Source organism: Pseudomonas sp. BT76 TE3572 (assembly GCF_050435365.1).
Taxonomy (GTDB): Bacteria; Pseudomonadota; Gammaproteobacteria; order Pseudomonadales; family Pseudomonadaceae; genus Aquipseudomonas; species Aquipseudomonas fluorescens_W.
The window spans coordinates 4,204,557-4,218,757 of sequence record NZ_JBNDKE010000001.1 but is presented as its reverse complement, the minus strand read 5'-3'; the positions used below and the strand labels follow the sequence as shown (position 1 = coordinate 4,218,757).

12 protein-coding genes are annotated in these 14,201 nt (G+C 60.3%); 3 read left to right on the top strand and 9 right to left on the bottom strand.

Going from position 1 to position 14,201, the window contains the following annotated elements:
* The first annotated feature begins 125 nt into the window (after window positions 1-125).
* Entirely contained in the window at window positions 126-1,163 is a 1,038-nt protein-coding gene (gene mgrA / locus ABH912_RS19110; protein WP_033058461.1) for an L-glyceraldehyde 3-phosphate reductase, read from the top strand.
* Between the two features lie 228 nt (window positions 1,164-1,391).
* Here mgrA and tauD read toward each other — a convergent pair whose 3' ends face one another.
* The 7 genes from tauD to ABH912_RS19075 all read right to left on the bottom strand — a co-directional run bounded on the left by tauD (window position 1,392) and on the right by ABH912_RS19075 (window position 9,919).
* Complete coding sequence (gene tauD / locus ABH912_RS19105; protein ID WP_429511383.1) at window positions 1,392-2,234, bottom strand: taurine dioxygenase; 843 nt, start codon at window positions 2,232-2,234, stop codon at window positions 1,392-1,394.
* Window positions 2,235-2,378: 144 nt separating this feature from the next.
* Complete coding sequence (tauC, locus tag ABH912_RS19100; protein WP_429511382.1) at window positions 2,379-3,212, bottom strand: taurine ABC transporter permease TauC; 834 nt, start codon at window positions 3,210-3,212, stop codon at window positions 2,379-2,381.
* Entirely contained in the window at window positions 3,209-4,003 is a 795-nt protein-coding gene (tauB, locus tag ABH912_RS19095) for a taurine ABC transporter ATP-binding subunit (RefSeq protein WP_056745614.1), read from the bottom strand. The genes tauC and tauB overlap by 4 nt, the downstream gene beginning before the upstream one ends.
* Before the next feature lie 15 nt (window positions 4,004-4,018).
* Window positions 4,019-4,996: a taurine ABC transporter substrate-binding protein gene (gene tauA / locus ABH912_RS19090; RefSeq protein ID WP_033058451.1), complete on the bottom strand. Its 978-nt coding sequence runs from the start codon at window positions 4,994-4,996 to the stop codon at window positions 4,019-4,021.
* A 340-nt stretch (window positions 4,997-5,336) separates the two neighbouring features.
* The gene (gshA, locus tag ABH912_RS19085) at window positions 5,337-6,920 is read right to left on the bottom strand and encodes a glutamate--cysteine ligase (RefSeq protein WP_429511381.1); all 1,584 of its coding nucleotides are present in this window, start codon (window positions 6,918-6,920) and stop codon (window positions 5,337-5,339) included.
* A gap of 291 nt (window positions 6,921-7,211) precedes the next feature.
* The gene (locus ABH912_RS19080; RefSeq protein WP_050482828.1) at window positions 7,212-7,595 is read right to left on the bottom strand and encodes a PaaI family thioesterase; all 384 of its coding nucleotides are present in this window, start codon (window positions 7,593-7,595) and stop codon (window positions 7,212-7,214) included.
* Complete coding sequence (locus ABH912_RS19075) at window positions 7,595-9,919, bottom strand: Tex family protein (RefSeq protein ID WP_033058447.1); 2,325 nt, start codon at window positions 9,917-9,919, stop codon at window positions 7,595-7,597. The genes ABH912_RS19080 and ABH912_RS19075 overlap by 1 nt, the downstream gene beginning before the upstream one ends.
* Before the next feature lie 361 nt (window positions 9,920-10,280).
* Between ABH912_RS19075 and ompR the strand changes: the two genes are divergently transcribed.
* Together ompR and ABH912_RS19065 are read left to right on the top strand one after the other, a co-directional pair.
* The gene (gene ompR, locus ABH912_RS19070) at window positions 10,281-11,021 is read left to right on the top strand and encodes a two-component system response regulator OmpR (RefSeq protein WP_008149284.1); all 741 of its coding nucleotides are present in this window, start codon (window positions 10,281-10,283) and stop codon (window positions 11,019-11,021) included.
* Window positions 11,022-11,136: 115 nt separating this feature from the next.
* Window positions 11,137-12,450, top strand: a complete 1,314-nt coding sequence (locus ABH912_RS19065) for an ATP-binding protein (RefSeq protein ID WP_008149285.1) — start codon at window positions 11,137-11,139, stop codon at window positions 12,448-12,450.
* Window positions 12,451-12,624: 174 nt separating this feature from the next.
* Here ABH912_RS19065 and rimK read toward each other — a convergent pair whose 3' ends face one another.
* Both rimK and ABH912_RS19055 read right to left on the bottom strand, forming a co-directional pair.
* Entirely contained in the window at window positions 12,625-13,530 is a 906-nt protein-coding gene (gene rimK, locus ABH912_RS19060) for a 30S ribosomal protein S6--L-glutamate ligase (protein WP_008149287.1), read from the bottom strand.
* The gene (locus tag ABH912_RS19055; RefSeq protein ID WP_197281751.1) at window positions 13,527-13,988 is read right to left on the bottom strand and encodes an ATP-dependent zinc protease family protein; all 462 of its coding nucleotides are present in this window, start codon (window positions 13,986-13,988) and stop codon (window positions 13,527-13,529) included. The genes rimK and ABH912_RS19055 overlap by 4 nt, the downstream gene beginning before the upstream one ends.
* Window positions 13,989-14,201 lie beyond the last annotated feature (213 nt).

The following is a 14,201-nucleotide window of genomic DNA, read 5'->3' as shown; positions in this document are numbered from 1 at the left end:
GATGAAATATGTGAAACGTTTCAGCATTTCCTCGAGTCCGAGGTTTATCGGCGTTTGTCTGGGCGTATGCTGGGCAACTTGCGAAGCAGTCGATACCAACTTCAAGACAGACAAGAGAGGATTCGATGACCTACACCGCTGCCGAAAACCGCTACGACTCTATCCCTTACCGCCGCGTTGGGCGCAGCGGGTTGGTGCTGCCGGCACTGTCTCTGGGCCTGTGGCACAACTTCGGCGACAGCACGCCGATCGACACTCAGCGTTCGTTGCTGCGTACCGCGTTTGATCTTGGCATCAATCATTTCGACCTGGCCAACAACTACGGCCCCCCTTATGGCAGCGCCGAGATCAATTTCGGTCGTTTGCTGCGTGAAGACTTCAAGCAGTATCGCGACGAGCTGATTATCTCCAGTAAGGCCGGTTGGGACATGTGGGCCGGACCTTATGGTCAGGGCGGCGGTTCGCGCAAATACGTGCTGGCCAGCCTTGATCAGAGCCTGCAGCGCCTTGGCCTGGATTACGTGGACATCTTCTACTCCCACCGCTTCGACCCGGACACGCCGCTGGAAGAAACCGCCAGTGCACTGGCCACCGCGGTGCAACAGGGCAAGGCGTTGTACATCGGTATCTCCTCGTACTCGGGGGTTAAAACCCGTGAAATGGCCGCGCTGTTGAAAGAGTGGAAAGTCCCGTTGCTGATTCACCAACCGGCTTACAACCTGCTCAATCGTTGGGTGGAAAAAGACCTGCTGGATGTCACCGACGAGCTCGGCACTGGGGTGATTGCTTTCACGCCGCTGGCGCAGGGCCTGTTGACTGACAAATACCTCAACGGCATTCCGAAGGATGCGCGGGTTAATCGTCCGGGCGGTGGTTCGTTGCAGTCCTCGCACCTGTCCGAAGCCAACATCGCTCATGTGCGTGCGCTGAATGAGATCGCCAAGCGTCGCGGTCAGAGCCTGGCGCAGTTGGCTTTGGCGTGGACGCTACGCGATCCGCGCGTGACGTCGGCGCTGATCGGTGCGAGCCGGCCGGAGCAGATTATCGAGAACGTCGGGGCGTTGAAGAATTTGAGTTTTAGCGCTGAAGAGCTGGCGGAGATCGACCGGTTTGCCCAGGAGGGCGGGGTTAATCTTTGGGAGAAGCCTTCGACGGCGGAGTGATCTCAGGCGAGGGGTGGGTCAAGATCCACCCCTCACCCCAGCCCTCTCCCCAGAGGGGAGAGGGGGAAAGGGGGCTGATCTTTATGCTTTTCAAACCTGAGTTCGACTCGATCATTCAGGTCGATGTAGCTCGAAAGAATACCGCGGTCAGTCCCCTCTACCCCTTGGGGCGGTCCGACGTTTCGGGAGGGTTAGGGTGAGGGGTGGGTGGCAAGACGAACAAAAGCCTCACCTGAAAAACGGCACATCCCCCAACACCGTCGCCCGCTGCATCACGCGCCGAGCCGGCCGGTAATCATCCACGGCGTAATGCTGTGTCACGCGGTTATCCCAAAACGCCACGTCGTCCTTCTGCCAGCGCCAGCGAATGGTAAATTCCGGACGTGTCGCGTGGGCAAACAGAAACTTCAGAATCACCTCGCTTTCGGTTTCCGACAGCTCATTGATCTTCGACGTGAAGCCTTCATTGACGAACAACGACCGGCGTCCGCTCACCGGGTGAGTGCGAATCACCGGGTGTGACAGTGGCGGGTTTTTCCGGCGCGCTTCTTCCCACTGGGCCAAGGCTTGCGGCGTGTTGCCATAGCGCTCCAGCGGGAACGAACGAGTGAAATCGTGGGTGGCCGTCAGACCTTCGAGCAAGTTCTTCATCGGCACCGAAAGCGCTTCATACGCCGCGATACCGCTGGCCCACAGCGTGTCGCCACCAAATTCCGGCAACAACTTGGCGCTGAGCACCGCGCCCATGGCCGGCGTCGGCAGGAAGGTCACGTCGGTGTGCCAGATCGCGTTGTCGCGCACGTCGGTGACGGCGGTGTCGAGGATCAGCACTTCCGGCTGTTCCGGCACATTCGGGTAGATCGGGTGAATGTGCAGGTCGCCGAAATTGGCGGCGAAACGTGCCTGCTGCTGCGGTGTGATCGGCTGATCGCGGAAGAACAACACTTGATGCTCAAGCAGCGCCTGCTCGATAGCGTCGCGCTGTTCCAGGTTCAGCGGCTGGCTGATGTCGACGCCGCTGATGTGTGCGCCGAGGGCGTAGCTTAAGGGGACGATGGTCAGGTTGCTCATGGTCTTTCTCTTCAATCCGGGGTGTAGAGCTTTTGTAGGAGTGAGCCTGCTCGCGATAGCGGTGTATCAGCCACTGCCATGTCGCCTGACACTGCGCTATCGCGAGCAGGCTCACTCCCACAGGGTTTTTCCCATGATGATTTTTCAGTGCGCCTGGCCATGCCACGGCACCAGTTTGCGTTGCAGGGCGCGCAAGCCCATTTCCATGGCGAAGGCGATCAGCGCAATCACCAGAATCCCCAGCACCACCACATCGGTGACCAGGAACTGCGCGGCCGACTGCACCATGAAGCCCAAACCGCTGGTGGCGGCGATCAGTTCGGCGGCAACCAGCGTCGACCAACCCACACCCAGGCCAATCCGCACACCGGTCAAAATGTCCGGCAACGCACTCGGCAGAATCACATGGCGAATCAACTGCGCCCGGGTCGCGCCCAAGGACTGCGCCGCGCGCAATTTGGCCGGGTCGACGGTACGCACGCCGGTCGCCGTAGCGATGGCGATCGGGGCGAAGATCGCCAGGTAGATCAACAAGACTTTCGACAGCTCACCAATGCCGCACCAGATCACGATCAGCGGCAGATAAGCCAGCGGTGGGATAGGGCGGTAGAACTCGATCAGCGGATCGAGAATGCCGCGAGCAATGCGGTTGTGGCCGATGGCGATTCCAACGGGCACGGCGGTCAGCACCGCGAATCCCAGGCCCAGACCGATTCGGCTGAGACTCGCGCCCAAGTGCTGCCACAACGTTGAATCCATGTAGCCGGTGGTCACCAGCAGCCAGCCTTTTTGCAGCACGGCGGAAGGTGGCGGCAGGAACAGCGGTTCGATCATTCCAGTGGCGGTGACAGCCCACCAGATAACCACGAGTGCGACGAGTGTCAGCAGACTGATCCAGCGAGTACTGAGGCTGCGACGAACAGGAATCACCATCGAGTGCGGTTTGACCGTGACGGCCGGAATCTCATAGCTGCTCATACGGTCTCCTGCCGCTGGGCGGCGCTGCGTTGGGAGAACACTTTGGCGAGCACGTGTTCGCGGGTTTCGATAAAGCGCGGGTCGGATTTGATCGATCGAGCGGACTCCCCGGCGGCGTAACGCTGACCGAAATCCAGGCTCAGGCGTTCGACGATTTGCCCAGGATTCGGCGCCAGCAGAATCAGGTCCGTGGCGAGAAACACCGCTTCTTCGATGTCGTGAGTAATCAGAAATACCGGTTTTGCGGTGCGCTGCCAGACTTGCAGCAACAGCTCCTGCATTTGTTCGCGGGTGAAGGCATCGAGGGCGCCGAAGGGTTCGTCCATCAACAAAACGCGCGGGTCAGCAGCAAGGGCGCGGGCCAGGCCGACACGTTGCTTCTGGCCGCCCGAGAGTTGCCAGATTCGACGGTTTTCGAAACCGGACAGATCCACCAAAGCGAGCATTTCCCGAGCGCGCAGTTCACGTTTTTCCCGCGCAATGCCGGCCAGTTCCAGGCCGAAGCCGACGTTGGCCAGCACGTCCTGCCAAGGCAGAAGGGCATCATCCTGGAACACCACGCCGCGCTCGGCGCTCGGGCCTTTGACCGGCACGCCATCGAGGGTGATGCGCCCGGCGCTGGGCTCGACGAAACCGGCAATCAAGTTCAACAGCGAGGTCTTGCCACTGCCGGACGGGCCGAGGGCGACCAGCAACTGCTGGGGCCCAAGACTCAGGGAAATATCCGCCAGTACCGGTTCGGCGGCGCCGGGGTACTGTGCGCTGATGCGCTCCAGCTGAAGCAAAGCCATCGCGGTTAACTCCGATCAGTTGGTGATGTACTTGGCGCTGACGTAGGGGGCGTAGTCCGGCAGCACGGCTTCAACCTTGCCTTGTTCTTTCAGGAACGCGGCGGTGTCGGTGATGGCCTTGGTGGTCGGCGCGCCGAGGGTGATCACCTGATCAGCCGCCAGCGGGAAGACGTTGCCTTGCAGCAGCAATGGAATGTCGCTGGCCTTGGCGCCAGAGAGTTTCACCAGCTTGTCGACGTTGGATGGGTTGGCGAGCCAGGCTTTTGGATCTTTGCGGTAGTCGGCGTAGGCATCGAGGGTCACTTTGGCGAACGCGGTGACGATTTCCGGGTGCTTCTCGGCGAAGTCTTTACGCACGATCCAGGCATCAAAGGTCGGCGCGCCGAACTTGGCCAGTTCACCGGAGGTGATCAGCACTTTGCCGTTTTCCTTGGCCACGCCGAGGGCTGGGTCCCACACGTAAGTGGCGTCGATATCACCGCGTTTCCACGCGGCAATGATGGCTGGCGGGGCAAGGTTGAGGACGGTGACTTTCGATGGATCGATGTTCCAGTGCTTCAGCGCGGCCAGCAGGCTGTAGTGACCCGTGGACACGAACGGCACGGCGATTTTCTTGCCGATCAGGTCTTGTGGGGTTTTGATCCCGGAACCGTCGCGAGCCACCAGGGCTTCAGCAGCGCCAATCTGCGTGGCGATGAGAAAGGTTTCTACCGGGACTTTGCGGGTGATCGCCGCTGTCAGGGGGCTGGAACCGAGGTAACCGATCTGCACGTCGCCGGAAGCGATGGCGGCGATGACGTCGGCGCCGTTGTCGAATTTGCGCCAGTCGATTTTGGCGTTTGTGGCTTTTTCGTATGCGCCGTCGGCTTGGGCAACTTTCGCCGGGTCTACGGTGGTCTGGTAGGCGACGGTGACGTCAGCCGCTTGGGCAAAGAAACTCACCGCAGCCAGAGACGCGGCCGCCAGGAGGCGAAGGGGGAAAGTCAGTTTCATTGAGAAGCTCCTTGTCAGGCGACCGAGAGTCGGCGTGAAAAGGAGACTAAATGATATAAGAATCCGAAAATAAATAACTTTTTCGAATGAGCTTATGAGCGGAAAATTCTAAGGAATGGGTAGGAGGGTAGTGGAGATTTTGCCATTGTGTGCAGTCTGGTGGGTCGCCCCCTCACCCCAGCCCTCTCCCCACGGGGGAGAGGGGGAAGGGGGTCGATCTTCATGCTTTTCAGACCCTGAGTTCGACTCGGGCTTTCAGGTCGATGTATGACGTGAGAAACCTCGGTCAGTCCCCTCTACCCTCTGGGGAGAGGGTTAGGGTGAGGGGTGGATCTTGAGGTCAGTTACTGATCGCCAAAATACTCGCCTGATACGACCCGACAAACACATCGAAATCGCCGACTTCGTTCTGCTCCAGCTCCACTTGCTCAGCCAGCGAGGTACGCGCCCGGTCTTCAAATTTCGCCTGGTCTTCACTGGAAAGCGGCTCGCTGCGGAAAAACTCCGCATGTGCCTGGCTCTGACGCAGGGAGAACTGAGCAAAGCTCTCCTTGTGCTCAGCCATCGCCACCAGCACCTGGGCCGATGGCGTCAGCGAAGGGTCCTTGACCTTGGCCAGCTGCGCATCCAGCGCCTTGCTATGGGCATCGCCGCCATGACTCTGATCCAGCATCGCCGCCAGTGGTGCAATCTTCTCCAGCAACTCACTGGCCCACTCTTTCAGGTCCACCGGATGACCGTCGCGTTGCAGTTGCAGGCCCGGACGACGACCTTCCTTGACCACACTGAGGAAGTTCGAGGTCGCGTTGCCGCACGAGGTGTTGGTCAGCAGCGGACTGTCGTTCAGCGCGCAATACAGCAGGAATGCGTCGAGGAACCGCGACTCCGGCAGATCGATGCCCATTGGCAGGAACGGGTTGATGTCCAGGCAACGCACTTCAACGTACTGAATGCCACGGGCCACCAGCGCCTGAATCGGCCGTTCGCCGGTGTAAGTCACGCGTTTCGGGCGGATGTTGGAGTAGTACTCGTTTTCGATCTGCAGGATGTTGGTGTTGAGCTGAACCCACTCACCGTCCTGATGCGTGCCGATTTCGACGTACGGCGCGTAAGGCGTTGCGACCGCTTTGCGCAGGCTGTCGGTGTAGCTGGCCAGATCGTTGTAGCAAGGCGTCAGACCGGCCTGGGCGTTGCTCTGGTAACCCAGATCACTCATGCGCAGGCTGGTGGCGTACGGCAGGTACAAGGTGTCCGGGTCCAGTTGTTCCAACTGGTGCGAGCGGCCACGCAGGAAACCGGCGTCCAGCGCAGGCGAGGCGCCGAACAGGTACATCAGCAGCCAGCTGTAGCGGCGGAAGTTGCGGATCAGTGCGATGTAGGCCGACGACTGATAGTCGCGGTCGGTGCCGACAAAGCCTTCAGCCTCTCTAAGCAGTGGCCAGAGCTTTTCCGGCAGGGAAAAGTTGTAGTGAATCCCGGCGATGCACTGCATGGTCTTGCCGTAGCGCAGGGCCAGGCCCTTGCGGTAGACGTACTTGAGCTGACCGATGTTGGAGGTGCCGTAATAGGCGATCGGAATGTCTTCCTCGGCCGGCAACGGGCACGGCATCGATGGACTCCACAGGTACTCGTTGCCGAGCTTGCTGTAGGCAAAACGGTGGATCTTGTCCAGACTCGCCAGCGTATCCGCCGGATCGGGCAGGGCGGGCGTGATGAACTCCAGCAGCGACTCGGAATAGTCGGTGGTGATTTGTTCGTTGGTCAGCGCGGAACCCAATTCTTCCGGGTGCGGCGTTTGCGCCAGGCGACCTTCGCCGGTCACGCGCAGGCATTCACGTTCGATGCCGTGAAGGCACTGTTCGAGCAGAGAGAGGTTAGCGCGCTCGCCGAGCAGAGCCAGGCGGCGGTTGAGAAGTTCGCTCAAGTTGGATTCCTTCACGCGTCAGTCGCCCCAATATGGGGGTGGGCAAGACGGTCTACAAGGGTGAAGTTGAAACTGGCGTTTTCGCCTGGTTTTTGAGCTGCAAAAACTACTGGCAGCCGGCAAAGGATCGGCCGCCGCAATCACCTGTAGGAGTGAGCCTGCTCGCGATTAGGGAGTGTCAGCCAACGTTTAGTCATCTGACACACCGCAATCGCGAGCAGGCTCACTCCTACAGAGGATTTCGGCGCTACGGTCACAGCGCCGAAATTAACTCAAATTGATGGCATTCATCTATAGGACAGCGAAGGTGCCTTGTGCTTTTGCGACGAGTTTGTCGCCTTGCATCACGTCGGCTTCGACCACCAGCGTGCGCCGGCCCGGGTGAATCACCCGCGCCGTGCACATCACTTCACCGTCTGCGACGGCGCGAATGTAATTGATCTTGCACTCGATGGTTGCGCTCTGCTGGTCAAAACCATGGGTGCTGGAACAGGCCAGCCCCATGGCAATGTCCACCAGACTGAACAAGGCCCCGCCGTGCAGCTTGCCGCCGCGATTGCGCAGTTCTGGTGCAAGCCCGAGGGCGACTTGCGCCACCCCGGCCTCCAGACTGTGCAAGCGACACCCCAGCAACTTGAAAAAAGCGCTTTCGGTCAGCCCCGCCGGGATGTCCATCAGCGTTTCTTCAACTGCTTGGCGTTGGCGAACAGCGAAGCCATGGCGTTATTGGCCGGGGCCGCCGCCGTGGTTTCCTTGCGCGGTGCGGTGTTCTGGGACTGGCGTGGCGCCGAACCCGGACGTGCACCGCGGGCACCGTCGATTTTCTCGCCCGGGGTGTCGCTCATGCGCATCGACAGGCCAACGCGTTTGCGCGGGATGTCGACTTCCATGACCTTCACTTTCACCACGTCGCCAGCCTTCACCGCTTCACGCGGATCCTTGATGAACTTCTCCGAAAGCGCGGAGATATGCACCAAACCGTCCTGATGCACGCCGATATCGACGAAAGCACCGAAGTTGGTCACGTTGGTCACCACGCCTTCGAGGATCATGCCCAGTTCAAGGTCCTTGAGGTCTTCGACGCCTTCCTGGAACTCGGCGGTCTTGAATTCAGGACGTGGATCGCGGCCAGGTTTTTCCAGCTCTTGCAGGATGTCGGTGACCGTTGGCAGACCGAAGGTTTCGTCGGTGTACTTTTTCGGATCAAGACGCTTGAGGAAGCTGGCGTCGCCGATCAGGGAGCGAATGTCGCGGTCGGTCTCAGCGGCGATGCGCTGGACCAGCGGATAGGCTTCCGGGTGAACCGCGGACGAATCCAGCGGGTTGTCACCGTTCATGACGCGCAGGAAGCCAGCGGCCTGTTCGAAGGTTTTCTCGCCCAAACGAGCGACTTTCTTCAACGCCGCACGGGTTTTGAACGCGCCGTGTTCGTCGCGGTGGCTGACGATGTTCTGCGCCAGGGTCGCGTTGAGGCCGGAGATGCGGGCCAGCAGCGCCACGGAGGCGGTGTTCACGTCGACGCCCACGGCGTTTACGCAGTCTTCGACCACGGCGTCCAGGCCGCGCGCCAGTTTCAGCTGCGACACGTCGTGCTGGTACTGGCCGACGCCGATGGATTTCGGATCGATCTTCACCAGTTCAGCCAGTGGATCCTGCAGGCGACGGGCAATCGACACCGCGCCACGGATCGACACGTCGAGGTCCGGGAATTCTTTCGAGGCCAGTTCCGACGCCGAGTAAACCGATGCACCGGCTTCGGAGACCATGACTTTGGTCATCTTCATGGCTGGGTATTTTTTGATCAGTTCAGCGGCCAGTTTGTCGGTTTCCCGGCTGGCGGTGCCGTTGCCGATGGCGATCAGGTCCACCGCATGCTTGGCGCACAGGGCAGCCAGAATCGCGATGGTCTGGTCCCATTTGTTGTGCGGCACGTGCGGGTAAACCGTGGCGTGATCCAGCAGTTTGCCGGTGGAATCGACCACGGCCACCTTACAACCGGTGCGCAGGCCCGGGTCGAGACCCAATGTGGCGCGCGGGCCAGCCGGCGCCGACAGCAGCAAGTCGTGCAGGTTGTGAGCGAACACGTTGATCGCTTCGGTTTCCGCGCCATCGCGCAGTTCGCCCAGCAGGTCGGTTTCGAGGTGGGTGTAGAGCTTGACCTTCCAGGTCCAGCGCACCACTTCGCCCAGCCATTTGTCGGCGGCGCGGTTCTGGTTCTGGATGCCGAACTGCTGACCGATCATGCCTTCGCACGGGTGCATGGTGCCCGGCAGTTCGTCGCCGACTTTCAGCGCCGAACTCAGAATGCCTTCGTTGCGGCCACGGAAAATCGCCAGCGCGCGGTGCGACGGCATGCTTTTCAGCGGTTCATCGTGTTCGAAGTAGTCGCGGAACTTGGCGCCTTCCTCTTCTTTGCCGGCGATGACGCGGGCGCTGAGGGTGGCTTCCTGCTTGAGGTAGCTGCGCAGCTTGTCCAGCAGGCCGGCGTCTTCGGCGAAGCGTTCCATCAGGATGTATTTGGCGCCTTCGAGGGCCGCCTTCACATCGGCGACGCCTTTTTCGGCATCGACGAAGCGCGCGGCTTCAGCGTCTGGCGTCAGGGTCGGGTCGTTGAACAGGCCGTCGGCCAGCTCACCGAGGCCGGCTTCCAGGGCGATCTGGCCCTTGGTGCGGCGCTTCTGCTTGTACGGCAGGTACAAGTCTTCGAGGCGGGTTTTGGTGTCGGCGAGTTTGATGTCGCGTTCAAGTTGCGGGGTCAGCTTGCCTTGTTCCTGGATGCTGGCAAGGATGCTGATACGCCGTTCGTCGAGTTCTCGCAGGTAGCGCAGACGCTCTTCCAGATGACGCAACTGGATGTCATCGAGGCTGCCGGTCACTTCTTTCCGGTAACGGGCGATGAAGGGAACGGTAGAGCCTTCATCGAGTAGCGCGACGGCCGCTTCGACCTGTTGTGGGCGGACGCCGAGTTCCTCGGCGATGCGGCTGTTGATGCTGTCCATAAAACCACCTGACAAATTGTGAAAGCAGGCTCGCAGGCGCAGAGATAAGGGCTCGGCGAGTCTGGTTGAGCGGCCTGGCCTGCGCCGCTACCTGGGTCAACAGGTATCCCGTTGACCCGTGAAATCGAACAATTACTGCCGGTGCCATGAAAATAAAAAACGGCCACCTACAGTCATGATCAGACGTTGCCTGACACAAAAGGCCGCGCATTATAACCAGCGTTCTGTCATTCGGGGGCATCGCAGGCTGTAGGCAGAAAGGCCGGATTTCTGGCGATCAAGGAAAAATCTGCTAACAATGCACACGGTGCGTATAACGGCAGCTACGCCATAATGCGCGCCGAGATCAAAGGAGCATCTAATGAGCAGCACTGCAAACATTGCTGAAGGCGAAAAAATTCTTATTGTTGACGACGATCCAGGGCTGAGCAGCCTGCTGGAACGTTTTTTCGTCAGCAAGGGCTACCGCGCTCGCGCCGTACCGAACACTGAGCAAATGGATCGCCTGCTGGCGCGCGAAGTGTTCAACCTGGTCGTCCTCGACCTGATGCTGCCCGGCGAAGACGGCTTGACCGCTTGCCGCCGCCTGCGCACCGCGAACAACCAGATCCCGATCATCATGCTGACCGCCAAGGGCGATGAGCTGAGCCGCATCAAAGGCCTCGAACTGGGCGCCGATGATTACCTGGCCAAGCCGTTCAACCCGGACGAGCTGATGGCGCGTGTCAAAGCCGTCCTGCGTCGTCAGTCGGCTCCAGTGCCGGGCGCTCCGGGCAGCGAAGACGAAAGCGTGACCTTCGGTGACTACGAACTGTCCCTGGCGACCCGCGAGCTTAAACGCGGCGACGAAGTGCACATGCTCACCACCGGTGAGTTTGCGGTGCTCAAGGCGTTAGTCATGAACGCCCGTCAGCCACTGACCCGCGACAAGCTGATGAATCTGGCCCGTGGCCGCGAGTGGGACGCCTTGGAGCGCTCCATCGACGTGCAGATTTCCCGTCTGCGCCGGATGATCGAGCCCGATCCGTCCAAACCGCGTTACATCCAGACAGTCTGGGGCGTGGGTTACGTGTTCGTTCCGGATGGCGCCGCCACCAAGTGATCGGTGATTTGTAGGAGCGGGTCTTGCGGGCAACGGGTCAGATGACCTTGCTCGCAGACTCGCGATCCGCAATATGCGAGCATCGCTCGCTCCTGCAAGTGTGTAGCGGTTATCCATGAAAACCCCCGTTTGGTTCCCCCAGAGTTTCTTCTCCCGCACCCTTTGGCTGGTGCTTATCGTCGTCCTGTTCTCCAAGGCGCTGACCCTGGTTTATCTGTTGATGAACGAAGACGTGCTGGTGGACCGACAATACAGCCACGGCGTCGCCCTGACGCTACGCGCCTATTGGGCGGCCGATGAAGAAAACCGCACAAAGATTGCCGATGCCGCGACCCTGATCCGGGTAGTGGGTGCTGGCGTGCCGGAAGGTGAGCAACACTGGCCTTACAGCGAGATCTATCAGCGGCAAATGCAGGCGGAGCTGGGTGCCGACACCGAAGTCCGATTGCGAATGCACTCGCCGCCAGCCTTGTGGGTTCGGGCGCCAAGCCTGGGTGATGGCTGGCTGAAAGTGCCGCTTTACCCGCATCCGTTGCGCGGCCAGAAAATCTGGAATGTGCTCGGCTGGTTCCTCGCCATCGGCCTGCTGTCCACCGCCTCGGCGTGGATCTTCGTCAGCCAGCTCAATCAACCGTTGAAACGTCTGGTCTATGCCGCGAGGCAACTCGGCCAGGGCCGCAGTGTGCGTCTGCCGATCAGCGACACGCCAAGTGAAATGACCGAGGTTTACCGCGCCTTCAACCAGATGGCCGAAGACGTCGAACAGGCGGGGCGTGAGCGCGAGTTGATGCTCGCCGGGGTGTCGCACGACTTGCGCACGCCACTGACCCGGTTACGGCTATCTCTGGAGCTCATGGGCGACCACAGCGACCTGACGGACGACATGGTCCGCGACATCGAAGACATGGACGCGATTCTCGACCAGTTCCTGGCGTTCATTCGCGATGGTCGCGACGAGTCGGTAGAAGAGGTGGACCTGAGCGATCTGGTGCGCGAAGTCGCGGCGCCGTACAACCAGAACGAAGAGAAAGTGCGCCTGCGCCTGGAGCCAATTCAGCCGTTTCCGTTGCGTCGGGTGTCGATGAAGCGGCTGCTGAACAACCTGATTGGCAACGCCTTGCATCACGCGGGCAGCGGGGTTGAGGTGGCGGCTTATGTGTCCGGGGATACCAGCGCGCCGTATGTGGTGTTGAGTGTCATGGACCGTGGGGCGGGGATTGACCCGTCGGAGCTGGAAGCGATCTTCAATCCGTTTACTCGGGGTGACCGTGCCCGTGGCGGGAAGGGGACCGGGTTGGGTTTGGCGATCGTGAAGCGGATTGCTTCGATGCATGGTGGGAATGTTGAGCTGCGTAACCGTTCTGGTGGCGGGTTGGAAGCGCGGGTGCGGTTGCCGCTTGGGTTGATGTTGCCGAGGGATGCGGTGTAACTGAAAGCCACCCCTCACCCCAGCCCTCTCCCCAGTGGGGAGAGGGGAAAGGGGGCCGATCTCCATGCTTTTCAAAGCCTGAGTTCGACTCGGAATCTCAGGTCGATGTATAGCGAAAGCCACCTCGGTAAGTCCCCTCGCCCCTTTGGGGAGAGGGTGAGGGGGCTCTTGGCTTTAGCCCTTGCCCTTGGTGCGCGTCATATTCGGCCCACCATTCTTCTCCAGATGCTCGATGATGATCCCCGCCACGTTCTTGCTGGTGGTGGTTTCAATCCCTTCAAGTCCTGGCGACGAGTTCACTTCCATCACCAGCGGCCCGTGATTGGAGCGCAGGATGTCCACACCCGCCACCGCCAACCCCATGACCTTCGCCGCGCGCAACGCCGTCATGCGTTCTTCCGGTGTGATCTTGATCAGGCTGGCACTGCCGCCGCGATGCAGGTTGGAGCGAAACTCCCCCGGCTTCGCCTGGCGTTTCATCGCCGCGATCACCTTGTCGCCCACCACGAAGCAGCGAATGTCCGCCCCTCCGGCTTCCTTGATGTATTCCTGAACCATGATGTTCTGCTTCAGGCCCATGAACGCTTCGATCACCGACTCCGCCGCCGTCGCCGTTTCACACAGCACGACGCCGATGCCCTGAGTGCCTTCCAGTACCTTGATCACCAGCGGCGCGCCGTTGACCATCTCGATCAAGTCGGGAATGTCATCCGGGGAGTGCGCAAACCCAGTGACCGGCAAACCAATTCCCCGGCGTGACAGCAATTGCAGGGACCGCAGTTTGTCCCGCGAGCGGGCGATGGCCACCGATTCGTTGAGCGGGAACACCCCCATCATTTCGAACTGACGCAACACCGCGCAGCCATAAAACGTCACCGACGCGCCGATCCGCGGGATCACCGCATCGAAACCCTCCAGCGGCTTGCCGCGGTAGTGGATCTGCGGCTTGTGGCTGGCGATGTTCATGTAGGCGCGCAGGGTGTCGATCACCACCATTTCATGGCCACGCTCAGTACCGGCTTCGACCAGACGACGAGTGGAATACAGACGCGGGTTCCGCGACAGCACAGCGATCTTCATGCAACACCTGTGGAGGAGGTAGATACCGGGAACACCGGCTTGTCTTGTACGTACTTAATGCCCGGATTGACCACCAACTGGCCGTCGATCAAGGCTTTGGAACCGAGTAACAGGCGATAACGCATGGACTTGCGGCAGGCGAGGGTGAATTCGACCCGCCAGACCCGATCACCGAGGGCCAGGGTGGTGCTGACCACGTAACGCTTCTGCGCGTGGCCGTTGGAGCTTTTAATGGTTTTCATCGTCACCAGCAGTGCTTCGCAGCGCCGGTGACGCAGTTGCACCACCGTGCCCAAGTGAGCAGTAAAGCGCACCCATTGTTCCCCGTCGCGCTCGAACGGTTCGATATCGGTGGCATGCAGGCTGGAGGTGCTGGCGCCGGTGTCGATTTTTGCGCGCAGGCCCGCGACTCCCAAATCCGGGAGCGCCACCCACTCGCGCAGACCGACAACGGTCAAATGGTCAAATGTCTTCAAAGGTGCTCAACCGGTAGAAACCGCTCAGGCCGCAAGCGGCCGAATTCGCGGTATTCACGCAGAATAATGGGTAAAAGGCGACAGATATCTACGGCCCGGATTTCCAGCCCTCAAGGGAGGCACTGGAACGTGTGCATTGTAATCCGAGCCGGCGTAATTCATGGCACGACAGAAACGGTAGTACAGTTCAGCAAT

Coding starts and splice junctions, on each gene's coding strand:
- tauB (WP_056745614.1), bottom strand. CDS start 4,003: ATGGCTTTGCTTCAGCTGGAGCGCATCAGCGCACAGTACCCCGGCGCC.
- ABH912_RS19075 (WP_033058447.1), bottom strand. CDS start 9,919: ATGGACAGCATCAACAGCCGCATCGCCGAGGAACTCGGCGTCCGCCCA.
- tauD (WP_429511383.1), bottom strand. CDS start 2,234: ATGAGCAACCTGACCATCGTCCCCTTAAGCTACGCCCTCGGCGCACAC.
- rimK (WP_008149287.1), bottom strand. CDS start 13,530: ATGAAGATCGCTGTGCTGTCGCGGAACCCGCGTCTGTATTCCACTCGT.
- tauC (WP_429511382.1), bottom strand. CDS start 3,212: ATGAGCAGCTATGAGATTCCGGCCGTCACGGTCAAACCGCACTCGATG.
- ompR (WP_008149284.1), top strand. CDS start 10,281: ATGAGCAGCACTGCAAACATTGCTGAAGGCGAAAAAATTCTTATTGTT.
- tauA (WP_033058451.1), bottom strand. CDS start 4,996: ATGAAACTGACTTTCCCCCTTCGCCTCCTGGCGGCCGCGTCTCTGGCT.
- ABH912_RS19080 (WP_050482828.1), bottom strand. CDS start 7,595: ATGGACATCCCGGCGGGGCTGACCGAAAGCGCTTTTTTCAAGTTGCTG.
- ABH912_RS19065 (WP_008149285.1), top strand. CDS start 11,137: ATGAAAACCCCCGTTTGGTTCCCCCAGAGTTTCTTCTCCCGCACCCTT.
- mgrA (WP_033058461.1), top strand. CDS start 126: ATGACCTACACCGCTGCCGAAAACCGCTACGACTCTATCCCTTACCGC.